Genomic DNA, 25,075 nt, shown 5'->3' with positions numbered 1-25,075 from the left:
AAAAATATTATACAATTCCTCAAGATTATCGAGGAGGCACGATGAAGAATGCTCGCCTGTTGGCTTTAATACCCATCTTGTTCCTGACCGTTTTTTTTATGAATCGGGTGGAAGGGTATGGAATTGCCATTAAAAGCGTAGCAGCGGCTGAAGTGAAAACCATTAAAAAACCTTTGTCTGCGTTTGAAAACAAGTCATCTGGCATTAAGCCTCCCGCTGTTAAACAACAGGAAATCAAGCCGCCGGTGCTTGCCCCGCTTGCTGATCCGGTCAATCGTAATGCTGTCGGATGTATTTTCCCTTTGACTGGCCGTTTTGCTGATGCGGGAAACAAGGCGCTCGACGCCGTTTTATTGTCGGCAAAAATATTCAATCAACGTTCTGTCTCGCCGTGGAAAATCGTTGTGGCTGATTCCGGTGAAACTCCGGAGGGAATAAAAGAAGCGGTTGCCTGTTTGGCAGATGCAAAAGTGATCGCGATTATAGTCATTGCCGGCACAGCGGAAGCAAACGTTGCCGCCATTGAGGCCCAGAGGCGGCAGGTGCCGCTGATTTTGATTGCCTCCAAAGAGGGTGTCACGGAAATTGGCGAGTATGTATTCCAGCATTTTCTGACGCCAACCCAGCAGATTCAGGCCTTAACGAAATATGCCTTCGACACCTTCAACATAGCGATTTTTTCCGTTCTTTACCCTCAGGATGATTACGGAGAGGAAATGGTTCGTCTCTTCCGCAATGAAATCAAAAAAGCAGGCGGCAAGATAGATCAAGCCATTCCTTACGGTAAAAGACAAACTGATTTTACAGAACAAATTAAAAAGCTTACAGGAAACAAATTCGGAGTTTCAGAGAAAGTTCATACCGCGACGGAGGAATCTCAAGGCAAATTATCTGTGGGCTTTGAAGCACTGTTTATTCCGGATTCACCGCTGCGGGTGAAGATGATTGCATCTCAGCTTGCATTTTATGATGTCAAAGCTGTGAGATTACTAGGAACCAGTTTATGGCATTCATCTGATTTACTGAAGAAAGGTGCCGAGTATCTGGAGGGAGCTGTTTTTGCGGACAGCTTTCTGGTGAACGGGATCCTGCCGGAAACCAACGATTTTGTGGATATTTATTATTCAGCGTACAGTCGTGATCCTGGCACGATTGACGCTCTGTCTTACGATACGATGGGATTGGTCTTAGGTGTTCTGGAAAACGGGGAAATTAAAACTCGCGCTGAATTTATAAAGGCCCTCTCGGCGGTTCAGGGTTTTCGCGGGGTGACCGGGACCATTTCTTTTCATGGCAGCCGCGTTGCTCAAAAAGATGCATTTATTCTGAAAGTTCAAAACGGGAAAATTGAACAGGTAAAATAGGAAAATAGGATGAGAATTCTTTTGACAAACGATGATGGGATTTATGCGCGCGGTTTAAGCGCTTTGTACGAGGAACTGTCGAAGGAGGCGGATTGTTTGATTGTTGCGCCGGAGATCGAGCAGAGCGCAGTCGGTCATGCCATCACTTTATTCAGACCCCTCATGGTTCGAAGCGCAACTAAAGGCGGCAACTTTCTGGGGTATGCCGTTTACGGGACGCCGGCGGATTGCGTGAAAATCGGCATCAAGGAACTGGCCTCGCAAATGCCGGATCTGGTGGTTTCCGGGATTAACCGGGGCTCCAACTGCGGAAACAATTTGATTTACTCCGGAACCGTTTCGGCTGCCACGGAAGCGGCAATGATGGGCGTAACATCCGTGGCGGTGTCTCTCGATACCCACCGGGAGGCGGATTTTACTTTTGCCGCCCGGTTTGCCCGCCGTATGGTGCGGTTGATTAAGTCCAATAAATTGTTACAGGGCAGCGCGTTCAATGTAAATATTCCCTGCCTGCCTGAAGAAAAAATAAAGGGAGTTGTCGTGGTGAGGCAGGGCAAGGGCAACGTTATCGAGACGTTTGAAAAACGCATCGATCCGCGGGATAATGTTTATTACTGGATCTCCGGTGAAAAGATAACCGCCGATAAAGATTTACAGACTGATATCGGCGCTCTGGCGCAGGGCTATGTGACCATTACACCGATTCAATATGATCTGACTCGGTATGAGCTGATCAACGGGCTTCAGAATCTGATTGGCGGCAGTGACTTCTAAATTTCATGCCATCAGCGTATCAGCAGCACCGGTATGGGACTTTTCTGGATGATGTGAGACGTCGTACTGCCCAATAGCCATTCACGCAGACGGTTATGGCCGTAGGCGCCCATGACCATCAACTCCACCGATCCTTCCCTGATAAATTTGAGGATTTCGTCTGATTCACGGCCTGAGAAAATAATCACTTCACAGTCTGCCAGGCCTTGTTGAGCCATATCGTCAACCTGCGCGGATAAATCGGCCGCTTTTTGTGCATCGGTGCTGATAATGAGGACGGTGATCGGCCATTTGGCTTTCTCAGAAAGGTTCAGAGACAACTCCAGCGCCTTTCTGGCCGGAGCGCTGCCGTCGTAAGCGAGTCCCATGCTTTCGATCTCACGAAATGACTTCGGAATGACCATAACGGGTTTTCCTGAACGGCGAATAACGGTTTCAGCAACCGATCCGATCAACCCGCCTTCCTTCGGATGGAAGTGTTCCCCCTTTTTAGCCATCAAAATTAAATCGGCGTTTTTTGCTTCTTCGATGATGGTATCGCTTATTTTGCCGATATTTTTTTTCGTTTCACAGGCGATGCCCGCCGTTTTGCAGCGGTTCTCGAAATCCTTCAATAATCGATCAGCTTTTTCTTTCAGAGAAGTTTCGACGGCCTCAAAACAACCGTCACAGGACGGCGGCATGCCGACGGTTGATGAAATTTCAGTCATCATCGGTCCCTGAATAAGGTATACGTCGATAACATGCAGTCCCGCAAGGCTTGCCTCAAGCTTCGGCGCAATATAGATTCCGTAATCGAGAGCGATGCCGCTGTTGGTTGAGCCGTCAAGCGGAATCAATATGGTTTTGATCATGATGGCTACCTCCTTGCACGCAGACAGCAATTATTTTTGCTTTTTATCAAAATGCGTCAAGTCATGCAGTAAATTGGCTACATCCTTTTCATTCCAAGTGCGCGCCTGTCCGTCCTCTTCGCTTGCGTCCATGTCGATATGGACACCGTCTTCGTTAAAGGTCAGGAATTTACCCGCCAGATTGCCGTTTTTATAAGTTGCCTGTTCTTTAATCTGCCCGTTTTTAAAGTAGGCGATATAGTCGCCTTCGCGTTTATCGTTTTGAAATAGTCCTTTTTCCTTAATCTGTCCGTTTTTATAATAGCAGACGTACTCTCCCGCAAACTTTCCGTTTTCGAAATTCTCTTCTTCTCTTAATTCGCCTGTTTTATAATAGCGACGATAGGAACCATGCAGTTTCCCGTCTTTATAAGTCTCTTCTTCCCGCACATGCCCATTTTCATAATAGGAAATATAGAGCCCGTTCATCTTATTGTTGATAAAGTTTACTTTTTCCCGAACTTGCCCGTTGGAAAAATAACTGATGGCTGGTCCATTCCTCTTGCCGCGGCTGAAATGGAGCTGTGCCATGATCTGGCCGCTGGGAAAGAACGCCGTATATTCACCGTCCATCTTGCCTTCCAGCAGATGTTTCTTTTCCTTCACCGCTCCGTTGGGATAATGAATAATTTCTTCTTGGGCCATAAAATTATTGCTCGCCTCACGTATGGTGTTATTTTCTTCCGGTTATTAGGATTTCTAAACAATCCTCCGGGATAATGCAACCGAAAACAGCTAAAATTCTGCAAATTTTGTTTTACTTTTTTTCAAAAGGCAATTAGGGTTTGACATCCGAACGATTAGTTCAATATAATAAGTTCATAATTCTGATAAAGAGCGGATAAGAATGATTGTTTCCAATTTAGATACAACAAGGGTTGCTATTATCGGACCGGGACGTCTGGGCACTTCATTTGCCTATAAGTTCGGACGCGATAACAAACGCGTTGCCATATACTACCATAACTCTGATGTCTGCAAGGCCATTAACCGGGACCATTTAAATCCTATTCATTTAACCGATGATCTGGCCCGGCATGCGGGCGGCATGGATCAGGTTCCGCGCTTCTCGCCGAAGGTTTATGCGACCAACGACCTGGAGCATATTGTCGAGAATAACGATTTCATTCTTCTATGTGTCACGATGAATCGTCTGCCGGAATTGCTCAATTATCTCAAACCGATGATCGATAAAAAAGCCGGCGATACCTGCCTGATTTCACCCATCAAAGGGTTGATCTCCGACGCAATATCGACTGAATTGATCACGCCGTCGCAGTTAATCCGTAATCATTTGCGAAACCTGGAGCATAAGTATCAGGTAGCATGCGTAGGCGGGCCTTTTTTTGATATCGACATCGCGCTGGGCAAACCGGTGTGTTTGACCATTGCGGGGAATCATCGCACCGCCAACATCATCCGTGACCACCTGCTGATGTTTAATCGCAAGGAACTCAATGCCTATTATAATTTTGACAAGATCGGTGTGGAGGCCTGCGGCGCCTTAAAAAATATCGTGGCCAATATCAAAGGTCTGGCCGATTCGCTGGATTTAGGTGATTCGATGCCCGGTACGATTTTCGCCCGTTCCGGTGTGGAAATCCGTTCACTGACGAGAGTACTGGGCGGTAGTTTCCAGGCGTTTCACTCTCAGGCCGGCGTAGGCGATATGTATGTCACCGTTTCTTCCCTGGCCAGTAAAAATTACCGCTACGGGAAATATTTCTACGAGCTTTACACCGGCAATCCCATTGAAACCAATCTACGGGTGCTTGATAAAATTGACGGCACACCGGAAGGACCCAATACGATTCGCAATGTTTATAAATATCTGGAAAAGAAAAACATGTACAGTCCGCTTTTTTCCTGCGCCTATAATATCTTTAACAAGGGCGGCAATAAAGATGCGATCAAGGATATGATTATTCATGCCTGCCAGTTTGATAAAAGAAGAAATGAATATATCGGGCCGTTTTCCAGACTGATGTATCGGATTTTTCCTGATTACTGGTACAGGCGGAATAAGGAAATATTCGATTGATTCTTCCCGCCGTGCATCGTAACGCACATGTTAATTTTCTTGACACGAACAGGTCATCTCCCTATACTGAAAACGCGTGAAATTATTTCAGAGGTGATCGAATTTCTAATACATACTGCCTTGGCGCTCATAGGTGATGGTTCGATATTTTTGATGAATCGGGCGCCTTTGTAAATCCAAAAAATGTTCGATGCAGAGCAAGTTCAAAATTTCAAGTATCCCTGCCGGTATTTACAAAAGGCTTGATATCATGTCCCAGAGCAAAGTGAAAACCTTATGCCGTCAGTTGAATAGAAAACTGCACGGTCACAAAAAAAATAAAAAATCGGCCGCGGTATGTGTTCAAAATGATCCGACGATCGATGGACGGGAAATTATGTGGAAGCAGAAAATAGTCTCCCCCGAGGAGATGCTGGCGAAAATTGATCCGGGCATGAGCATTTTTCTGGGGACGGGCATGGCCGAACCCCGCACGCTGGTCAAGCACCTGATGGAATCCGATCAGTTTAACCTGCAGGATCTGGAATTGATTCAGCTGGTCAGCTTGGGCGACGCCGTGGCCATTGATGAACGCTATGCGCGGAAATTTCGTTTAAAAACATTTTTTTCCGGATGGATTGCCTCCGATGCTATCAGTCAGGGCAGGGTGGATTTGATTCCCAGCCGCTTTTCGCGTGTTCCCTGGCTTTTTAAAACCGGGGCGATCAATATTGACGTGGCTTTTATTCAGGTGACGCCCCCCGATGAAAACGGTTATGCTTACCTGGTGGGCGCGTCGGTGGAGCGGCAGGCCATGGAAATGGCAAAAATGGTTGTCGGTGAGATCAATTCCCAGATCCCCCGGACCATGGGCGACACGCTGGTGAATATGAATGATTTTCACTATCTGGTCGTGGCGACCGAACCACCGTACTATGTCGGCCGCTGGCCGCTTCAGGAAGTTTATCTGAAAATTGCGGCCAATGTCGCTTCGATTATCCAGAATGGCAATTGCATTTCCTACGGCATCGGGCCGCTTTTTGAAGCGCTGGCCAAGACTCTGTCCACGAAAAAGAATCTGGGTGTCCACTCACCTTTCTTCACGGACGCTCTGATGGATCTTGTCAAAAGCGGCGCTGTTTCCAACCGCTATAAAGGTGTTTTTCGCGGCAAATCCTGCGCTTCCTATGTCATCGGTTCCAAGGAACTGATGTCATGGCTGGATGTAAATTCGCTGGTGGAATTTCAGCCGCAGGATATTGTAATGGATCCCCGAACCATCGGCCTCAACGACAACATGGTGGCTATTTTCCCGGCGCGTAAAGTGGACCTGACCGGCGATATCGCCTTGCATACCGGCAAAGGCAATGTGACCGCCGGCCCCGGCAACGTTCAGGAACTCTTCTGGGGCGCTTCGCTTTCCAAAAACGGACGGACCATTTTTGCCCTGCCCAGCCGCAACCGCAAGGGGAAACCCAATATTCTTCTTTCGCTGGATAAATATCCTTTTCAGTTTACCAATCGTGAATCCATGGATGTTGTTATTACGGAATACGGCGTGGCTTTCCTGATGGGCAAGACGCTTCGCGAGAGGGCTCAGGCACTCATTGAAATTGCACATCCCGATGACCGCGCAGAACTGGTCAGACAGGCCAAAGAAGCTAAAATGATTTACGCCGATCAAATATACTTTGCCGAGTCGGGCCATCTCTATCCGGACAAAATCGCCTGTTCGCATAAGTTTAAAGAGAATCTGATCGTCCGCTTCCGGGCGATCAAACCGTCCGATGAAGAAGAAATGCGCCGTCTGTTTTACCGGTTTTCCGATCAGTCGGTTTATTATCGTTACTTTACCCCGATCAAAACCATGCCTCACAGAAAAATGCAGGAATACGTTAATGTGGATTACCGTTATACCATGTCCATTGTGGCCCTGATTGATGAATCCGGCGTTGAAAAACTGATTGGCGAGGCGCGGTATGCGCGGTCGCAGGGAGAGTCTTTTGCCGACACCGCCTTTATTGTGGATGAAAACTATCAGGGCATGGGCATCGCCAGTTATCTTTTCAACCTTTTAATCCGCGCAGCCCGTGAAGAAGGTATGGCCGGGCTGAAGGCCGATGTTCTGGAAAACAACCGGTCCATGTTGAAAGTTTACGAAAAAGCGCCGTTTCCCGTGCAGACCGTGCTTTCCGGCGGTGTGTATAAGATAACCATTCCTTTCAATACGCCGTAAAGCAGAGGCTCTGATGATTTTCAGCTTCAGGAAATCCAGTGAAGAGAATGCTATTTTTCTCCGGTCTTTTTCAGCGCCGCTTCGATGAATCTGCTGAAGAGGGGATGCGGTCTTGTCGGACGCGATTTGAATTCCGGGTGAAACTGACAGCCCAGAAACCACGGGTGGTCCGGGATTTCCACAATCTCCGCCAGTTTGCCGTCGGGCGACGCGCCGGTGATTTTGAGACCTTTGTCCGTCAGGGCCTTCTTGAAGTCGTTATTGAATTCATAGCGGTGGCGGTGCCTCTCGGAAATATCCTTCTCGCCGTAAGCAATCATAGCCAGAGAATTTTCTGTAATCGCACAGGGCCAGGCGCCCAGTCTCATGGACGCTCCCATATCCCTCACGCTGCGCTGTTCGGGCAACAGATCAATCACCGGGTATTTGGTGGTCAGATCAAATTCGGAGCTGTTGGCTTTGCCCATGCCGCAGATGTTGCGGGCGTATTCGATCACGGCCATCTGCATACCCAGGCAGATGCCGAAGTACGGGATTTTGTTTTCCCGCGCGTACTGGGCGGCCAGGATCATTCCTTCAATGCCCCGGTTGCCGAAGCCTCCGGGAACTAAAACGGCGTCAACATCCGACAGATGAAGCGCCGCACCGTCTTCTTCGATTTTTTCGGTATCGACAAATTTCAGTTTTACGCGGCAGTTGTTGGCGATGCCGCCGTGGATCAGCGCTTCATTGAGGCTCTTGTAAGAGTCGGTGAGGTTAACATATTTGCCCGCAATCGCCACGCAGACTTCGCCTGCCGGATGGAAAAATTTTTCCACGACATTTTCCCATTCCGCAAGTTTGGGCTGGCCGGTCCACATATTGAGGAGTTCGATGATTTTAGCGTCCAGGCCTTCACGATGATAAACCAGCGGGCATTCATAGATGCAACCAACATCCTTTGCCGTAAAAACGGAAGAGATCTCAACGTTGCAGAAGAGGGCGATCTTGGCTTTAATGTCTTCGGATAAAAAGTTTTCCGTCCGGCACAGCAGGATGTCCGGCTGAATGCCGATTTCTCTGAGTGCTTTAACGCTGTGTTGTGTGGGTTTCGTTTTGACTTCACCGGCGGTTTTGATGAAGGGCACCCAGGTTAGATGGATGAAAATAGCGTTTTGACGGCCGGCCTCATTGCGGAATTGACGGATGGCTTCCAGAAAGGGCAGACTTTCGATATCGCCCACGGTGCCGCCGATCTCCACGATGGAGACGTCGAAGCCTTTTGCCGTTTCACGGATGTAATCTTTGATCTCGTTGGTGATGTGCGGAATGACCTGGACGGTTTTGCCCAGATAATCGCCGCGCCGTTCCTTGGTGATGACGGAAAAGTAAACCTGGCCGGTGGTGAGATTATTGCATTTTCCCATGCGCGTTGACGAAAACCGCTCGTAATGGCCAAGATCCAGATCGGTTTCCGCGCCATCGTCTGTTACGAAAACTTCACCGTGCTGAAACGGGCTCATCGTTCCCGGATCAACATTGATGTAGGGATCTAGTTTCTGGTTGGTGACTTTCAGACCGCGGCACTCCAGCATGGCGGATATGGAAGCAGCCGCGAGGCCTTTACCCAGTGATGACAAAACGCCGCCGGTCACAAAAATAAATTTAGTGTTTTTCATGTTTATTCAATCAAACCTTTCAATGCGCCGTGAGACGGAATATTTTCCCGGCGCCGGTAATTATGGGTTACTAAAAGACATGGTCCGTGTCAGGCATTGATACGGATTACTTGATTTCGCTTTTTACAACATCAGCAATCTGCTGACAATACTTTTCAGTTGCATCACGGGATGGTCCTTCCACCATCACGCGGCACATGTTTTGTGTCCCCGAGTATCTGACCAGCACCCGTCCTTCTTCACCCAGGGCCTGTTCCACCTGATGGATGATTTTCATGAGTTTGGGAAGGGTGGTGATATCCGGCTTGCTTTTTACATCAATATTGATGAGCTTTTGCGGGAATACATCCATGAGCTGTGCCAGTTCGGACAGCGGCTTGCCTTCTTTCATCATCGCGGCAATGAGTTGCATGGCGGCGATGATGCCGTCGCCTGTTTTATGGTGATCGAGAAAAATCATATGTCCTGCGTCTTCGCCACCGATTACGGCATCCAGCCGCAGCATGTCCGCCAGGACATAGCGATCTCCGACATTGGACGTGTGGTTTTGAAAGCCATATTTCTTACAGGCAACCCTCAATCCCAGATTGCTCATGACCGTGCTGACCAGAAGATTGTTCTTCAGCCGTCCTTCTTTCTTCATGACACAGGCGCAGATAATGAGCAACTGATCGCCGGTCAGTTCGTTGCCCTTTTCATCAATGGCAATCAGCCGGTCGCCATCTCCGTCAAAGGCCAGCCCGAGAGACGCCCCGTTATCAACCACGGCTTTTCTCAGGTCCTGCGTATGCTGCGAGCCGCAGCGGTCATTGATGTTAATGCCGTTCGGCGCGTTGTGAATCACGGTGATATCGGCGCCCAGTTCGCCAAACACATCAGGCGCGATGCGGTAAGTGGCGCCGTTTGCGGTATCCATCACGATTTTTATTCCTTCCATCGATAGATTGCGAGGAAAAGAATTTTTCAGAAAAACGATGTACCGGCCGTGAATGTCGTCGATGCGGATGGCTTTCCCCATGTCTTTTGCTTCCGGCAGCAGCGCGCTGAGCCCGTCGCTGAAAATCAAATCCTCAATGGCGTTTTCCTGCGCGTCGGTCAGTTTGAGGCCGTCCGCGTCGAAGATCTTCAGCCCGTTATCCTGATAGGGGTTGTGAGATGCGGAAATGACGATGCCCGCGTCGGCGCGCATGCTCTGAGTGGCGAAGGCGATTCCCGGCGTGGGTAAGACGCCGACCAGATAGGAGTCGCCGCCCATCGAAGTTATGCCGGCTTCCAGAGAACTCTCCAACATGTATCCCGAAATCCGGGTGTCTTTCCCGATGATGACTTTGGCGCGATGGCTGTTTCTTTTGAAGAGGTGTGCAACAGTCTGACCGACTTTAAAGGCGGTTTCCGCGTTCATCGGATAGTGATTGGCCTCTCCTCTGATCCCGTCGGTTCCGAATAATTTACCCATGAGTGACTTCCATCGTTATTGAACTAACTGGTTCTGAATAATGGGATGGACGATATCACTGTTGCGATTCTTTGACAATAATAATCGACGATCCCCTGGAGCCATTTCTCACCTTTTGCTGAGAGGTCCGGGGAAAGATTCTGGATGGTTTCGATATACGGCTTCCGGCCATTGCATCCGGATTGCGCAAGGCTGCCAAGAAAGGCCTCACGGTCCCGTTCCCTTGCATCGTCCTGCATGGTTTCATTCAATACAATTTCAATTTTTTCAATATGTTCATGGAAGGCTTGTCTTATCGCGCTCGATTCCGGTTTTAAATTCAGAGACGGAGAAGCCGTTTTTTCGGCCATGATCCGCAGTCTTTTAAGGCGTTCATTGCGGGCAAGTGAAAGAACGTCCATGGCGCCGTCATACAAAAATGTGCCGAATTCCTGTGTTTCAAAAAAAGTTTTCCGTACATTCTTGTACCATGCTTCCAGCGCCCGAAGGTTTGCCAAGTAAAAAATATTGTTTTCGAGAAGATGATGGAGATGAGGGTAAGCGGCAGGAACAAAATCCCGGACTCCGCTGGAAGGGGGCGTGTCGACTATCAGCTGGTTATCCTGCGGATAGTCGTGCCTTAATATGGAGCCGGCCGCTGCAACATTGCCGTATCCCAGACGCAACGGACCGACCATGCCGCCCTGTCCGCCCAGAAAAATGGGGGGTTGGTTGAGCATAACCCCCCGGGGGACATCGCCCAGCAGAGAGGGCGTTGTTTTATCGGCATCCGGCGTATAATTGAAATGGATATACGAGCTTCCTACTTCACTGTGATTGCTGCGGCTGGTCCCGCCGGCCATCAGGCAATCACAAAAATTAATCAGGCTGCCCAGTGTCACGAAAGGGAAAAGAATGGTCTGCTTTAATCCTACACAATGAGCGCCGGAGGCTTCTTCCTCCAGAATGCATCCTTCGCGAACGTGTGCGCCCATGCCCATGCTCGCCTTCTCCAGAAAGACGGATTTGCTGAAGAAGCCGCCTTTCAATGCAACCTTTGATCCCAGTTGGCAATCTTCAATCGTTGCCGGCGCCTCGTAACCCAGCTGGCAGCCGGAGGAGATGACCGTTTTGCCGCCATAGATCCGGCAACCCGGATAAATCGTAACACCTTCTTGCGAGATCCGGTCAATATTGACGTCCTCTCCAATATCGAGTGTTCCGGGATTGGGAATATCCACGCCTTTGTCGATCAGTTGGCGAATTTTTTTGCAGGATTTTGGTTGAAAATCCATTCAGGCTCCCTGTCTGTCAGGGTGATATTCGGGCGAATATTTTTGTCCCCGCAGATCTGACTTATTCGATGAGCCCATGACTCGCAGGAAACGGTTTTGCCGCCCGTGGGGAGGTTCAAACCGTTCCCTGCGAGGCAGTTATTTACACAACACCGTAAGCCAGCATGGCATTGGCTACTTTGGTGAAACCGGCGATATTGGCGCCCATCACATAGTCACCTTTCTTACCATAGGCTTCTGCCGTATCATAGCAGTTTTTGTGGATGCTTTTCATGATCAGGAGCAGTCGGCTGTCAACTTCTTCACGCGTCCAGGAAAGGCGCATGCTGTTCTGGCTCATTTCCAGACCGGAGGTCGCCACACCGCCGGCATTGGCTGCTTTGCCGGGACCGTAAAGAATTTTGTTTTCCTGGTAGATCTTGATGGCTTCAGGAGTAGAAGGCATGTTCGCGCCTTCGGCCACGCAGTAACAGCCGTTTTTCACGAGAGCCGCCGCATTCTTTCCGTTGATTTCATTTTGTGTCGCGCAGGGCAGGGCGATGTCCACTTTAATGCCCTGTTCACGGATAACATCCCAGACATTCTTGCCTTCAAAGCAGGTGCTTGATTTGTATTTGCCGGTGTATTCCTTAATGCGGCCGCGTTTAACGTTTTTCAGTTCCAGAACATAGCTGCACTTTTTGTTGTCGATGCCTTCTTCATCAATGATGGTGGCGGACGAATCGCAGAGAGAAATGACTTTGCCGCCCATCTGATTGACCTTTTCCACAGCGTACTGCGCAACGTTGCCGGCGCCGCTGATCGCTACGGTCTTGCCTGTGAAATCCAGTTTACGGGTGGCCAGCATTTCCGCAGCAAAGTAAGTTGTGCCGTAACCTGTTGCTTCGGGCCGAATCAAACTTCCGCCGTATTCCAAAGCTTTGCCCGTCAGAACGCCGGTATGCTCATTGCGGATTTTCTTATAATACCCGTACATGTAACCAATCTCGCGGCCGCCTACGCCGATGTCACCGGCCGGAACGTCCACGTCCCCGCCGATATGACGGTACAGTTCGCGCATGAATGCCTGGCAGAATCTCATGACTTCACCGTCGGATTTTCCCTTCGGATCGAAGTCGGAGCCGCCCTTGCCGCCGCCCATGGGCAGGGTGGTCAGAGCATTTTTGAAAATCTGTTCAAAACCCAGGAATTTGATGATGCCCAGGTTGACCGACGGATGGAAGCGCAGGCCGCCCTTGAATGGGCCAATGGCGTTGTTGAACTGGACGCGGAAGCCGCGGTTGACAATGACATTGCCTTTATCATCCACCCAGGGAACGCGAAACTGCATGGCGCGTTCCGGTTCGACAATCCGTTCATAGATATTGGCCTTCACAAATTCCGGGTGCTTTTTAACGGTAGGTTCCAGTGTTTCCATGACTTCTTCAACCGCCTGATGGAACTCGGGTTGATTCGGATCGGTTTGCTTCACTTTTGCAATAACATCTTTAATGACTGACATAGTTTAATCCCCTTTCTTAAAATTAATTATTTTACTCATGTATCAATTCTTACATGACATCTCTCAATATCTTTAAAGCGTCTCAACCTTCTTTAGCTTTTCAAATTCCATCACCGTGGACATGGCTTTATTGTCCACGTCAAAACCTTCTTCATAGGCTGCGGTAACCGGATTGAGTCCGCCGACCAGAATCATTCCGATTTTATTCATGTCTACATGGGTCTGGCAGACCGGATGACCGATATTGCCGATGGATAAGACGCCATGAATGTCGGTCCGGGCAAAATCATCGACCACGCCTTCAACCAGATTGCGGCTCAGGGCGGGGATTTCGCGGAAATTGGCCAGGATCTTTCCTTCGCCGTTCTTGACCACGTCCCGGACGGACGTCATCTTGCCGCGAATAAAAATTTCCGACGGATCGAGCGAAGAACCGGCATAATGAATCAGTTCCACAAATCTCAATAATTTCCCTTTTCTCATTTGGAGAATGCCGCCAAACTTGGAATCAATAGGAATGCCATGTTTTAAAAGTACGCCGTTGATCACAATGCTGCAAACCGTTGCAAAGCCTACTTTTCCCTGAGGCACCACAATGTCGCCCAATTTTTTCCCTGCTGTGGCAACGGCGACGTGGGAGCTGACGGCCAGTTTTTTCTGAAAGACCGGCTTCATGACCTGCAGGGCGTCGGCGAATTGTTTTTGTGGAAAGAAAGAGATATTGACCGGCACGAGGCCGCGCTTCTTTTTGACGTCAAAGGTAGTCTTAAACGAAAGAATGTCGATCCGTGAAATGGAAAGACCTATTTTATCCTGCACCCGTGCATCGGTAATTTCGTTGAGTCCCTGCTCGGTGATAATTCTACCGTCCCGCCGTCCCACCAGCCGGGTGAGCCCCCGCTCGTCCATCATTTTGAGATGATAGCGGACCGTCCGTTCGCTGAGCTCCACGTTGCGCTCCGACATCCGGCGGGCAATGACGCGCGCGCCCAGCGGCTCCGGACTCTCATGCAGAATCTTCAGAATCAGGATGACTTTTCTTTCAATGTCTTCAGGCTTAAAAAGCTCTTTCATGGGCCTTCCATTCGGGATACGGCAATCGCTTGCCGTATCCCTACTTTCAAATAACAATTTTGTCAAACACAAATTTGTTTTATCTTAATTTAATTGATTCAAAATTGTACATTTTGCGGCAAGAGGCGGCCCGAGCCGATAAGGTTTTCCTGGAAATACCCCATAAGTATTCGTTATCTATCATCCGCGTGGGATGGGTCGGGATGATCGTCTATTGTTTGTTGAATTTTGATTTGATTTGTCCGGCAATCACTTCAACCGGTTCGCTGAAGAGCGATTCCAGAGAGAAAGAGTCAAGATACTCATCCTGCCAGACGAGATTGTATTCATTAATGAGGTTGCAGATATCATTATAACGATAGCCCAGCACGTCTTTCTTTTTGTCCGGCGGCAAGGTTTCATTATATTCGATATGAATTAAAAAAAGATGGTTCACGAAATTATTATCTCCCAGAAGCGGTAAAACCACAATCGGCGCTCCGTCAGACTTGCCCTTGCCGATATAGACATGACCCGTGCTGACGATCGTTCTTTTGGTTCCCATCAACTCTGTGGGCTGATCGGCGCGCGATTTCATTTTAACCGCCACGCCTTCCTTTTTCCGTATGACAATCGTTGTGTCCTGGGCCGGATTGCCCAGCTCGTCGAGATGGCTGATGTCATAGACGGTATAGCCCCGCAGTGCGGCAATGGCCGGCTGAATGCGGCTGATGGTCAGAATGTTCCGATAGGTCATATTTCTCGCGGAAAACTTGAGGGCTTCCAGTAGATCGAAAACAATGCCTTTGAGTTCTTTTTCCTTCCGGCTGGTGCCCACCGTGACGGTTTTAGCCTGATGCCGGATGGCGTCAATCGGACGGGTAAGTTCATCGATGGCCATTCCCAGTGTTACGTCCAGAAGATCAAATGGTGAAACCAGATCCGCTTCGCATTTGAATTCCTGACGGATATCCTGCAGCGGCAGTTTGCCTGCCGCATATTTCAACAAAAGCAGCAGGTCCGCAATGGTTTTGCCTCCCATCATGCCAAAAGCTCCACCATGGCGGTGAAAGTTAAAGAGGGCGTAAAATTCATTAATCATCCTGCGGAAGGAAAGGTCGGCGATCATATCAAAAATGGACAGTTTTTTTTGAGTCCTTTGCGCCAGTTCCGTCATCAGGCGGCCTCGAAATTCACGGAAAATTTGCGCTTCGTCATCGATGGCGCGGGCCGCATAATAGCCCCACAAATGGCCGGCCATGGTATTGAGAATCACCGGCAGCGGTCCGGACGCGACGGGGATGGCAATGACCGCGTCGGCAATTTGGTCAAACCGGTGATCGCCTTCATCGGCAAAGACGATGACCGCTGCTTTATGCGCTTTAAAGATGGCCACGTCTTTGACGACATCCTCCGCGACGGTTTGAGGATTACCGGACGCGCACACCAGAATAAGCGGTTCTGCGGACAGGTCGATATGTTTTTTATTTTCCACGATATCGGAAGAAATCGTTTTATAGCAAAGCTCGGAAAGCTTGATGCGTATCTCATCGGCCGCCGCTTTATTGGGGCCGCTGCCCACAATCGCCCAGAATCTTTTACCGGCGGCTGTTTTAACAGAGGCGGCAATCTCGTCGCGGCGTTCGAAGAGTCGATTCATCAGGCGCGGCGCCGATTGTAGCTGCTTGAGTGCCGCGGCGATGTCCTTGTCGGTGTGCTTCCCCAGAAGCTGAGCAAAAAACAAAGCCAGCACCTGCCCGGCGACAATCTGGCCGTAGAAAGCTTTGGTGGAGGCGACCGACATTTCAATGTCGCGTCCGTCGCTGGTGTAAAATACGCCGTGCGACTTTGCGGTGATATCCGACTGGCGGCGGTTGACGATGGAGATAATATACGCGCCTCGCTCGTTCGCCATGGCTACGGCACGGTTCGTATCAGTGGTCGTGCCGGACTGGGTGATCGGGATGACGAGCGTGTCGGACAAATCGTCTTTCAAACCGAAGCCGCTTAATTCCGATGCGACCCGTGCCAGGATATTGAGGCCGCTGTCTTTGAGATAATGGGATAAGGCATCGGCCACGACCTGTCCCGCTACTGCCGCCGTTCCATGACCAATGACGATGATGTTTTTAATCAAACCGGTTTGAAGCCCTTTTTGCACGGCGGCAGGAACGATATCCGGCCCCAGGTTAAATGTGACATGCGCGGCAGATTGACTGGCGGCGATGCGGTATTTGCCTCGCAGGGTTCTTTTAATGGACAGAGCGGATTCGGAAATTTCTTTGAGGAAATAATGCGGGTAGCTGCTGCGGTCGATGTCCCTTGTGGTAATCTCCGCCGTCTGAAGAAGGCCGTCTGCCAATGCAATGGGTTTGCCGTCATAAAAGCAGGCGGTGATGCCGGCCAGGCCGCCGCCTTGGTTTTGATCCAGAATAAAGATTTGTCCACCCGCTGCGCCGTTGCCTGTTTCACCGTTCATCTTGATAAAACGCGGCATGACTTCCACCAGTCCGTAGAGCTCTGACGAAAACATGTACTGGTCGGCATTGATTCCCACAAAAATGGCCTGGCCGCTTCCTTTCAGGGCCAGAAACATTTTGCCGGGTTCCAGACTGCTCTGCATGGCGATGGCGTGCGATCCTTCGAAATCATTGACGGCCAGACGGAATGCGTCAGACAGCTTTTCACCCGCCTTGAGATATTTTTCGATTTGAAGTGGAATGATTTTAGTATCCGTTGTGACGGCAGGGGCGATCAAATCGCCGCCTTCCTCGAGTGTTTGTCTGAGCGCGGGATAGTTGTCAATGTCCCCGTTTAAAACCACGTTGATCTGCGCCTCGGCGCCGGGATAGCGGGGATAGACGGGAATGGCTTGACCGGTGGTGTAATTATTCACCGGATGACAATTCTCCTCGGTGATGGAGCCCACGGACGCCCAGCGGGTATGCGTCAATGCCGTTTCACAAATTGCTTCGCTTCCCGCAAAACATTGCAGGATCCGGTCGCGTTGAATGGTGTTTCTCAAGTCGGCCACATTGCGTCCCAGTTCGCCGACGATGGAGAAGGTTTTATAGGTAAATGTAACACTGGTGCTCCCGGCATCATCTTTCCGTCCGGCTGCGATAAAAATGGTCTGGTTGAGCAGATCGCCTTTTTTTGTCCGTTCCCGATAATCTTCAGCCAGTCCGTTTTCCCGGATTTGCTCGAAGATGCCCTGCATTTCGTTATTATCTTTAAGGATGAAGTTCAGTTGGATGCCCGCCGAGTCCCGTCCCCTGACTTCCAGACGATCCAGCGCGTTTAGAAGCAGATTCAGCTTCCGATATTTTCGGAAGGCGGCCGGTGTGACCGCCGGGATATTTCTGGCGCCCGTCAGCGTAAGAATCTTTTGCAGATTAGACAGGATATCTTTTTCCAGAATCCAGCAAATGTCTTTAAGCTGAACGATCCGGCTATTGATTATTTCCAGATTGACGGAGTTGATGATGGTGTCCTGATCTTCCAGCCGTTTCTCTTCATCCGTCAGGAAAGTTTTCATTTCCTGAACGATACGGAATAAATCCGCCGCCCGCCCGCCCTGGAAAAAAAGAAATTCCTGAGCGCCTTCCTGTTTGAGCTCCGTGACAGCGCAGTCCAGATCATCGATGGTTTTCACACCGTTTAAATATTTTGCTGCGATATCTTCTTCGGCACAGACGGCCCGTAAACCGGCGCTTTGAATTTTTTTCCACCGGATGGCTATGGTGCGATCGGCCGTGATATCCGTCGTCTTTTTTTGCAGGCGGCACGTCATCAATCCGGCAAAGCCGCAATTGAACTGAGCCGGAAGCATTGGAAAGAAAATGAGTGCGGGGGCATCAACTGCGTCCGGCCGACAGCCGATAAAAATCCGGCAATGGGTGACAAAAAAAAGAATTTTCTTCAAAATATCGGACATTTTTATACGAAGCATTATTGCCTTTTATCCTGTTGCCCTGCGGGTTTTAAACACACCCTGCGGTAGTTTTTTCAACAATTTTGTTCAACCTGGTGTTGCCGTCGTCAACCGGCGGGGCCTTCGTGGGCAGGCAGCCTTCAAGTGTGAAAACCCTTATTCAATATGGCGTTGGCCGATTATTTGATGCTGTTCGCCATGATGGCTCTGGTCCATGCCGTTCGCGTTTCCCCGGTTATTTACGATGGGGGTAAGCAATAACCGTTCCTCAATTGGATGGATAATTTTCCGGTAATCGTATCTGATTTTTTAAGTGATTACGCGCCAAAATATTTTCTGGAGACCTATTTGATTTTTTCACAGTCGATGCCCAATTTGGCCATCTTATCGGTAAATGTGTTGCGGTTGATGCCCAGGTAGGCCGCTGCCGTGCTTTTGACATAGCTGGAACGTCTCAGGGCGATTTTGAACAGGCCTTTTTCCACCATAGCCATCACTTCCTCATGCAGCTTGCTTTTGCCGTTGTCGGAAACCGATAAGACCGTTGCCAGATCGTCTAGTTTTTTTTCAATTATTTCTTCGACGGCCGAATGACATGTTTCCTGAACACTCATTACCGCTGCCGGCTTACTCTGCTTTTTTGCTTTCATGGCAATGAAACTCCTGCATTCAAATTCAATTGTTTAATGAAGCCATTCACTCAAATATTTTCAATACTCTCAAGAATAAAACGGGTGTTAAAATTTTATCAGTTTGGTCAGGATAATCGCGACAATAATGCCCAGGGCAATCCAGGTCAAAATAATCATCGACGTCCGTTCGATGGGTGTTTCCAGATAGCTTCTGACTTCCGTCTCCACTTTCTCGTCTCCCAGCTTGTCCGCAAGGCTGCGGATCAGAAGCGTGTGATCCTGCAGAAGATTGGAGAACAAATAAAATCCTTTGGTTGTGGTCAGAAGAAAATAAGCTTTGTTTCGTATGACGACAATCCCCAGATGCGTGATTTCCGACCATGTAAAATTCTTTGTGCGGAAGAATTTTCGGATGCGCAATCCATTTTCGGAAATGGCAAACTCCCTCTCGGAGGCTTCGACGGCGATCACCAGCGTGATGACGGATAAAACGGCGAGAAGCATTTTCTCCCAGGGTTGACCGATGAAAAAGCTGAGCGTCAGAAGCACAAATAAAAGTGCAACCGCGATCAAAAAAGGAACCCGGAAGGCTTTCTTGATTTTATAAACTTGATTCACAATTTATCTCCGAATTATTTTGCCGTTTTTCTGATGAACGTTCCGCTTTTCCCGCCGCTTTTTTTCAGCAGCAGAATATCACTGATGATCATTTCCTTATCCACGGCTTTGCACATGTCATAGATGGTCAGCGCCGCGACGCTGGCCGCTGTGAGCGCTTCCATTTCCACACCGGTTTGTCCGACCGTCCGGACCTGTGTTTCAATGATTACCTGCGAGTTTTTTCTGTCAATTGTGAATTCGACATCGATGCCCGTCACGCCCAGCGGATGACACAGCGGAATGAATTCGCCGGTTTTTTTAGCCGCCATGATGCCGGCAATTTTGGCGGTCGTCAACACGTTACCTTTAGCCAGAAGGCCTTCTTCCAGAAGTTGAAGCGTGCCGCTTTTCATTTTCACGACACCACGCGCCTTGGCCACGCGGACAGTCTTATCCTTGCCCGTCACATCCACCATCTGCACCTGGCCTGTGTCGTTAATGTGTGATAGCTTTTTCATAGCGGCATAATATGTTTGAAATTATGTTTGTACTAAGCAATTTTAATTTTGCCAGAACCTAGCACAGCACCCCGGATGAGTCAAGAAAGTCGGGGTTTTTTTCTTAAATTAAAAACTTGATATAAATGAGGTAATTAGCTAGTGTTTCTTATCTGAAATTATTATCCGGAGAAAAAAAGTGTTCATCAAAGTGCTCAGCATGAGCGTGATCGGGATGGAATCATACCCCGTATCGGTGGAAGTGGATGTTTCCCAGGGCTTGCCGCAATTTGCCACCGTCGGCCTGCCTGACGCGTCCGTGAAGGAAAGCCGGGATCGGATTAAAGCCGCTATCAAGAATTCCGGCTACTCATTTCCTCGCAATCACGTGACGGTTAATCTGGCGCCGGCGGATATTCGCAAAGAGGGAACAGGATTTGATCTGCCGATTGCGGTCGGCATTCTGGCGGCGGAGGAGTTAATTGAAGAATCCGCTCTTCAGGGTTGTTTTTTTATCGGCGAATTGTCTCTGGACGGCAGCATTAAAGGGGTGCGGGGTGTATTGTCCGCCGTCTTCAAAGCCAGGGAATCGGGCATCGGGTCGGTTTTCGTGCCCGAAGAAAACGCCGCGGAAGCGGCTATGGTGGAAGGTATTAATATTTACGGCGTCAAGACGCTTCCTGATGTTGTCGAGTTTTTGTCAGGCAGGCATTCCATCTTGCCTCTTTGTCTGAACACCGCTGATCTTTTTCAGCAAAACCGTCTTTATGATATCGACTTTTCTGAGATCAAAGGCCAGAAGCAGGCACTCCGGGCGCTGGAGGTCGCAGCAGCCGGCGGTCATAATGTGTTGATGATCGGTCCGCCCGGTTCCGGTAAAAGCATGCTGGCTAAAAGGCTGCCCACGATATTGCCGGATCTTTCCTTTGAAGAATCCATCGAAGTGACCAAGGTGTTTTCGGTGGCCGGTCTCTTGAATTCGGGAGAAACACTGATTGCCGTAAGACCCTTTCGCTCACCGCATCACACCATCTCCGATGTCGGCCTGGTCGGCGGAGGTTGTCATTTATCGATATAAATAAGAAATTATCGAATTATGTACCAAACTAATTAATAATCTGTTATACTCTTACATCACAATTGCTCATAATCTTCATTAATGTATTTCCATCGGGATGTTTTTTGCAATGGCAGCATACGTTTTAGGTAAAACAAGAACTCGGATTTGCAGTCTAAAGACCCTCCGAGATAAAGATGATTATATCGTATGGTGGTATGGTGGAATAAAAAAGAATCCAAAAGCCGAGTCAGTTCCGAATGTTGTTGTATTTTTTAGGAGAATAAATCGGAATGGTCCCTACGGCGGTTTTACTGAAATGCAAAATGTTCCGCTCACTCTTCTTGGGTTGCTACGTATCGGATCTGTATGGTCAAGAGGTGTAAGCAAGTCGGAAGTAATCTATCCAATAGAAACCTTTGATTTAAGTTTTTCCGAAAATATCGGTTGGAAAATCGTTTCACCGAGACAATCCATGCAGAACGGCGAACAAAGTCCAATCAGTCAAAAAGACTACCCTTTAAGCTATGACACCAGAGATCGGAATTGGCTAATTGATTTCACATTAAAAGATGGCAGAAATTTGCTGGTTCCTTGCCTCGAATATTTTTCCAGCTGCTATGCCCATTCTGATGAAGTCAGAAGGGTACTGACCACATATCCATGGAATGAAGTCCAAAGACGTTTTTACGCGCCTTTGAATATGCCTGTCATGCCGGACAAGTGGTTTGTGAAGCTCACAAGCAGAATGATTAATGACGACGTTAAACTGCTGGCGCACATCCTTTACGATGATTATGCAAGACAGACGGCAAGGGATATATATTCTCAACTTGAAGCTTCTTTTATCGAAAGTGATAATGTTGCGTTTATCAAAATTAAACCATGGTTTCAGGGACCGGCGCGAATGAGACTCACGGGGCTTTGGATCAATGATGGCCGGACATTTTTAGGACTTCAAGTTTTAGGCAGCAGTGATCCTGCCGGAGTACCGATTCTTCGGAGCCGTGATCGTCAAAATAAATTAAGTAATGTGGATGGGAAAAATTTAGAAATAGTTCCAGGAAGACCGATAGGTGTCCTAAACAAATTACCTGATATTATAAATCTGACGGGTGACGACGAGCCGGATCATGGTGAGCCTTCTGTTGAGGTTGAAGATCGTCGTTTCGTTGTTTTGGGTAAGCCAAGGACTGTGATTGATGTTAAGGAAAAAGATTTGCAATCGCAGACTTTTTATAAAAACTGGATTAAAGATTCTAATGTGGATACATTTGCTACCGGCGAGCGATATGGTTCCGGAAAGGGTATTGGTACTGCCTTGATTCGCTCACGCATTATTATGGAATCACATGGTGTGCTCCGGGATATGTGGAATGCGATACTCCATTTGAAACAAAAACATCCTGACATTGTTGAATCCATAAATTGGTTTACCTTTGAAGACGGGTTTTGTGAAAACACAGAACCTCAGTTGATTGCCTTGACCCCTTTTAGCGATGACGATGACGATAATGTCACAACTGAAATGCGAAACTGGCTTTTCTTTGATGTACCAGGAAAAGTTCCAAGAGGCATACTTGTTGTTAGAATAGTAATGAGCGATAATGATATCTATATAGTGGAAATTCAGCGCCGTATAGTGAAAAAGAAAGAGGAACCTCTCAGAGGCTTTGTGTTCACTTTGGATTCTCAACAGCAATTTGTGCCATATCTTCGTTCCCTACTTTCTGATGTCAGGCGTGAGGTAGGTATTGTTGAGCGGCTAATTGGTGGATGCCCGGGTAAGGCTGATGTGTTTAAGCATGTTCCGGCTGCTTATGAAAGAATTCCCTGTGAGGCAGCGGTTAAAAATGCCTTTAGAAAAATGGGGGTTACTTTCTGATGTTTCACCTATGAAGCAAGTCTAACGCGGAGTGAAAATGGAATTCTTAATTGCTTTTGCAATATTATTGTTGGTAGCCTTGATTGCAGGGCTGGCCAGTAGTAAGAGGAAGGAAACGATTGCAGGTATTGACGCTAATATTGTCTCAGTAAAGGAATGTCCAAGTTGCGCGAAGACAATTATGGCCGACACTGTCGTATGCAAATACTGCGGAACCTTTGTTTGCTATTTTTGGTTTAAATCATAGAAAGTGCTTAGGCTGTATATTATAGATTGGGGCCCACCAAGCAATCTTTAATTAGTTATTGGTGCGGATCTGGCAGGATTATGCTATATGATTACCATGAATAAAAACTATCTTAATTATGAAAGGCTGTTACAGAGAGCCGTCGAGGTTTTGGGAGACGAAGAAAAAGCAAAGCGGTGGCTTTCTTCTCCCCAAAAAACACTTGGCGGAAAAACGCCCCTTGAATATTCAGAAAGTGACGTTAACGCGCAGGAGGTCGAAGATCTTCTAGGCCGTATAGAATGGGGAGTGTATTCATGATCAATTTTCGGCGCACCGAAATCGGGGAATGTTGCTTATGAACTGGTCGAAAATATCGACCAGTTCTCCCTTAGAAAGTTAAACACTCTGCCATTTTTATAACCGCGTTTGCGGGCGGGGAAATTTTTAGACTCCACCTGCACGTTTTTCAATAACGGCCATAATCTTTTCAATTATTCCGGAGCTTCCGTGTGTTTTTTGGAAATCGTTCATCAGAACTTGCGCAGCCGGAATGATGTCGCCGGACATTTCCTTCAATGTTTTTAAAATAAGACCTGATTTGATGGCAACGGCTTTGCCCAGTTTCTCCCAGTGTTTCTGCCGTATCCAGGATGGCCTGTTCTCACCGCCTATCCTCATAGCCGACTTCTCAGCAAATCCGGATAGACCTGCGTGCAGATCAGATCGTAAAAGGGCGCCAGGCGCGGGCCTCGGTCAGTAAATATCATGGCCAGATTCTTGGCGTGTGCATCGGCGTTGCCAATCAGGAAGTTGAAAATCGCCCATCGCAACAGGGCCACACGGTTGGCGGCGGGGCGTATGCTTTTTGCTGTAACAGAGTAAAATAATGTTTCAGAGAAGGGCCGCCTTCGCTTTCGTATTTCTGATCGGACAGATGAAGTCAAGCACTATATTCCTGATGGGGAATAACTTATGGCAAATATCCTTCATTTTGTCTGAATATTCCCGATAAGGAATTGGATAAAACATTATTCACGATTCAGGAAAGTCTTTAGTGAATGATTACTGTTAACTGGAAATGATCTCGTTGATCCTGCAGTGTGGGACATCAATATCCTTCACCAATTGATTAATGCTTAAATCAAATGGTTTCATGAATTATTCGGACAGTATTTTATCGGTTAGGATTATATCGAGGAAATCAGTTTTTTATACATATTGGCTTTTTAAATGTCAAAAAAGCTACCATAGCAGCTTCGGCATCTCCCCCTTATACCCGGCCAGCATTTTCTTCAGGTCATATTTCTTCTTCTTTTTCCGGATTTCTTTCACCACAGCTTCCGCATCCTTTATACCTTTTTCCAGAGCCTTATTCGCTTGTTTGGCTGCCTTCACTAGACCTTCGATGGCTTCAAGCAATGGTTCATCTTGTGAAACATTTCCTTTTTTCCCCATTTATTTCTCCTTCATTTCGCTTTTTAGGCAGTTTGAAATTTGAACTTGCAGATCGCCTAAAACTACATGATCACATATAATATTGAATACTTACAAGCATACTACGTTTGAAATCGTTAAAAACGCCGACTTTTGGGGTGGATAATGGACCTGATTAATCCGCACCTTGAAAAAAGCCCCTAGGCTCGGACATACCCTGAATAAGTTGGGTAAGCGTACTGCCAGGGGCGCTATAAACAATTAAGATACGATACCGTGCTCGATTCGTCCAAGTTCCGTCAACACCAAATCAATACCGGTGTCGGTTTTCATCATTTCCATGGGTGTCTTGCCGCCCAGGGCTATGACTTCCGATCTAAGCCATTCTGTGCAGGCATTGGGATCTCCAAAAACTTCCTCGCATCTTTTCATCACATGAGTAATATCCATGTTGAATTCCTTTGGTGCATTAATCGCCTGTATTATAGCGAAAAATGAGATTACTTCAAATTAATTTATTTAGATATTCGAAAAATAGAATCTACTATATGGCCAGTTGGTTGCCGGCTAAATCGCAA

Annotated in this window: 23 protein-coding genes; 8 read left to right on the top strand and 15 right to left on the bottom strand. The window is 48.1% G+C overall.

Going from position 1 to position 25,075, the window contains the following annotated elements:
- The first annotated feature begins 41 nt into the window (after positions 1 to 41).
- Both CVU71_14975 and CVU71_14970 read left to right on the top strand, forming a co-directional pair.
- Entirely contained in the window at positions 42 to 1,364 is a 1,323-nt protein-coding gene (locus tag CVU71_14975) for a hypothetical protein (protein PKN17730.1), read from the top strand.
- 9 nt (positions 1,365 to 1,373) lie between these two features.
- Entirely contained in the window at positions 1,374 to 2,138 is a 765-nt protein-coding gene (locus tag CVU71_14970) for a 5'/3'-nucleotidase SurE (GenBank protein PKN17729.1), read from the top strand.
- An 11-nt stretch (positions 2,139 to 2,149) separates the two neighbouring features.
- Here CVU71_14970 and CVU71_14965 read toward each other — a convergent pair whose 3' ends face one another.
- Together CVU71_14965 and CVU71_14960 are read right to left on the bottom strand one after the other, a co-directional pair.
- Positions 2,150 to 2,992, bottom strand: a complete 843-nt coding sequence (locus CVU71_14965) for a hypothetical protein (protein ID PKN17728.1) — start codon at positions 2,990 to 2,992, stop codon at positions 2,150 to 2,152.
- Between the two features lie 30 nt (positions 2,993 to 3,022).
- Positions 3,023 to 3,676 carry a hypothetical protein gene (locus CVU71_14960; protein ID PKN17727.1) on the bottom strand — a complete coding sequence of 218 codons (654 nt, stop codon included), beginning with the start codon at positions 3,674 to 3,676 and terminating at the stop codon, positions 3,023 to 3,025.
- A gap of 202 nt (positions 3,677 to 3,878) precedes the next feature.
- Between CVU71_14960 and CVU71_14955 the strand changes: the two genes are divergently transcribed.
- Positions 3,879 to 5,072 carry a hypothetical protein gene (locus tag CVU71_14955; GenBank protein PKN17726.1) on the top strand — a complete coding sequence of 398 codons (1,194 nt, stop codon included), beginning with the start codon at positions 3,879 to 3,881 and terminating at the stop codon, positions 5,070 to 5,072.
- 376 nt (positions 5,073 to 5,448) lie between these two features.
- On the top strand, positions 5,449 to 7,287 hold the full coding sequence (locus CVU71_14950; protein PKN17816.1) for a GNAT family N-acetyltransferase: 1,839 nt from the start codon (positions 5,449 to 5,451) through the stop codon (positions 7,285 to 7,287).
- 50 nt (positions 7,288 to 7,337) lie between these two features.
- Here CVU71_14950 and pyrG read toward each other — a convergent pair whose 3' ends face one another.
- The 9 genes from pyrG to moaC all read right to left on the bottom strand — a co-directional run bounded on the left by pyrG (position 7,338) and on the right by moaC (position 19,913).
- Positions 7,338 to 8,945: a CTP synthetase gene (gene pyrG, locus CVU71_14945; protein PKN17725.1), complete on the bottom strand. Its 1,608-nt coding sequence runs from the start codon at positions 8,943 to 8,945 to the stop codon at positions 7,338 to 7,340.
- Positions 8,946 to 9,051: 106 nt separating this feature from the next.
- Positions 9,052 to 10,401 (bottom strand): phosphoglucosamine mutase, encoded by a 1,350-nt coding sequence (locus tag CVU71_14940; protein PKN17724.1) that lies wholly within the window; start codon positions 10,399 to 10,401, stop codon positions 9,052 to 9,054.
- A 23-nt stretch (positions 10,402 to 10,424) separates the two neighbouring features.
- Positions 10,425 to 11,675 carry a UDP-N-acetylglucosamine pyrophosphorylase gene (locus CVU71_14935; protein ID PKN17723.1) on the bottom strand — a complete coding sequence of 417 codons (1,251 nt, stop codon included), beginning with the start codon at positions 11,673 to 11,675 and terminating at the stop codon, positions 10,425 to 10,427.
- Between the two features lie 142 nt (positions 11,676 to 11,817).
- Positions 11,818 to 13,176 (bottom strand): NADP-specific glutamate dehydrogenase, encoded by a 1,359-nt coding sequence (locus tag CVU71_14930; protein PKN17722.1) that lies wholly within the window; start codon positions 13,174 to 13,176, stop codon positions 11,818 to 11,820.
- 72 nt (positions 13,177 to 13,248) lie between these two features.
- Positions 13,249 to 14,250, bottom strand: coding sequence for a hypothetical protein (locus CVU71_14925; GenBank protein PKN17721.1), 1,002 nt, complete (start codon positions 14,248 to 14,250; stop codon positions 13,249 to 13,251).
- A gap of 211 nt (positions 14,251 to 14,461) precedes the next feature.
- Complete coding sequence (locus tag CVU71_14920) at positions 14,462 to 18,181, bottom strand: glutamine--fructose-6-phosphate aminotransferase (GenBank protein ID PKN17720.1); 3,720 nt, start codon at positions 18,179 to 18,181, stop codon at positions 14,462 to 14,464.
- Between the two features lie 326 nt (positions 18,182 to 18,507).
- Positions 18,508 to 18,813: a hypothetical protein gene (locus CVU71_14915; protein ID PKN17719.1), complete on the bottom strand. Its 306-nt coding sequence runs from the start codon at positions 18,811 to 18,813 to the stop codon at positions 18,508 to 18,510.
- 87 nt (positions 18,814 to 18,900) lie between these two features.
- The gene (locus CVU71_14910) at positions 18,901 to 19,413 is read right to left on the bottom strand and encodes a hypothetical protein (GenBank protein ID PKN17718.1); all 513 of its coding nucleotides are present in this window, start codon (positions 19,411 to 19,413) and stop codon (positions 18,901 to 18,903) included.
- A 14-nt stretch (positions 19,414 to 19,427) separates the two neighbouring features.
- Positions 19,428 to 19,913, bottom strand: a complete 486-nt coding sequence (gene moaC, locus CVU71_14905; protein ID PKN17717.1) for a cyclic pyranopterin monophosphate synthase MoaC — start codon at positions 19,911 to 19,913, stop codon at positions 19,428 to 19,430.
- A 178-nt stretch (positions 19,914 to 20,091) separates the two neighbouring features.
- On the opposite strand from moaC, the gene CVU71_14900 reads away from it, so the two are divergent.
- The 4 genes from CVU71_14900 to CVU71_14885 all read left to right on the top strand — a co-directional run bounded on the left by CVU71_14900 (position 20,092) and on the right by CVU71_14885 (position 23,381).
- A complete protein-coding gene (locus CVU71_14900) occupies positions 20,092 to 20,970 on the top strand; it encodes a magnesium chelatase (GenBank protein ID PKN17716.1) in 879 nt (292 codons plus the stop codon).
- Positions 20,971 to 21,079: 109 nt separating this feature from the next.
- Positions 21,080 to 22,834 carry a hypothetical protein gene (locus CVU71_14895; GenBank protein PKN17715.1) on the top strand — a complete coding sequence of 585 codons (1,755 nt, stop codon included), beginning with the start codon at positions 21,080 to 21,082 and terminating at the stop codon, positions 22,832 to 22,834.
- 37 nt (positions 22,835 to 22,871) lie between these two features.
- Entirely contained in the window at positions 22,872 to 23,081 is a 210-nt protein-coding gene (locus CVU71_14890; protein PKN17714.1) for a hypothetical protein, read from the top strand.
- 87 nt (positions 23,082 to 23,168) lie between these two features.
- The gene (locus CVU71_14885; GenBank protein PKN17713.1) at positions 23,169 to 23,381 is read left to right on the top strand and encodes a hypothetical protein; all 213 of its coding nucleotides are present in this window, start codon (positions 23,169 to 23,171) and stop codon (positions 23,379 to 23,381) included.
- Positions 23,382 to 23,507: 126 nt separating this feature from the next.
- Here the strand turns inward: CVU71_14885 and CVU71_14880 are convergent, their stop codons facing one another.
- The 4 genes from CVU71_14880 to CVU71_14865 all read right to left on the bottom strand — a co-directional run bounded on the left by CVU71_14880 (position 23,508) and on the right by CVU71_14865 (position 24,947).
- The gene (locus CVU71_14880; protein ID PKN17712.1) at positions 23,508 to 23,741 is read right to left on the bottom strand and encodes a hypothetical protein; all 234 of its coding nucleotides are present in this window, start codon (positions 23,739 to 23,741) and stop codon (positions 23,508 to 23,510) included.
- Entirely contained in the window at positions 23,738 to 24,007 is a 270-nt protein-coding gene (locus CVU71_14875; protein PKN17711.1) for a hypothetical protein, read from the bottom strand. Before CVU71_14875 ends, CVU71_14880 begins: the two co-directional genes overlap by 4 nt.
- 298 nt (positions 24,008 to 24,305) lie before the next feature.
- The gene (locus CVU71_14870; GenBank protein PKN17710.1) at positions 24,306 to 24,518 is read right to left on the bottom strand and encodes a hypothetical protein; all 213 of its coding nucleotides are present in this window, start codon (positions 24,516 to 24,518) and stop codon (positions 24,306 to 24,308) included.
- A gap of 240 nt (positions 24,519 to 24,758) precedes the next feature.
- Complete coding sequence (locus tag CVU71_14865) at positions 24,759 to 24,947, bottom strand: hypothetical protein (protein PKN17709.1); 189 nt, start codon at positions 24,945 to 24,947, stop codon at positions 24,759 to 24,761.
- Positions 24,948 to 25,075: the final 128 nt, after the last annotated feature.

This window comes from Deltaproteobacteria bacterium HGW-Deltaproteobacteria-6, assembly GCA_002840435.1.
Taxonomy (GTDB): domain Bacteria; phylum Desulfobacterota; class Syntrophia; order Syntrophales; family Smithellaceae; genus UBA8904.
This window is presented reverse-complemented; position numbering and strand designations above follow the sequence as displayed.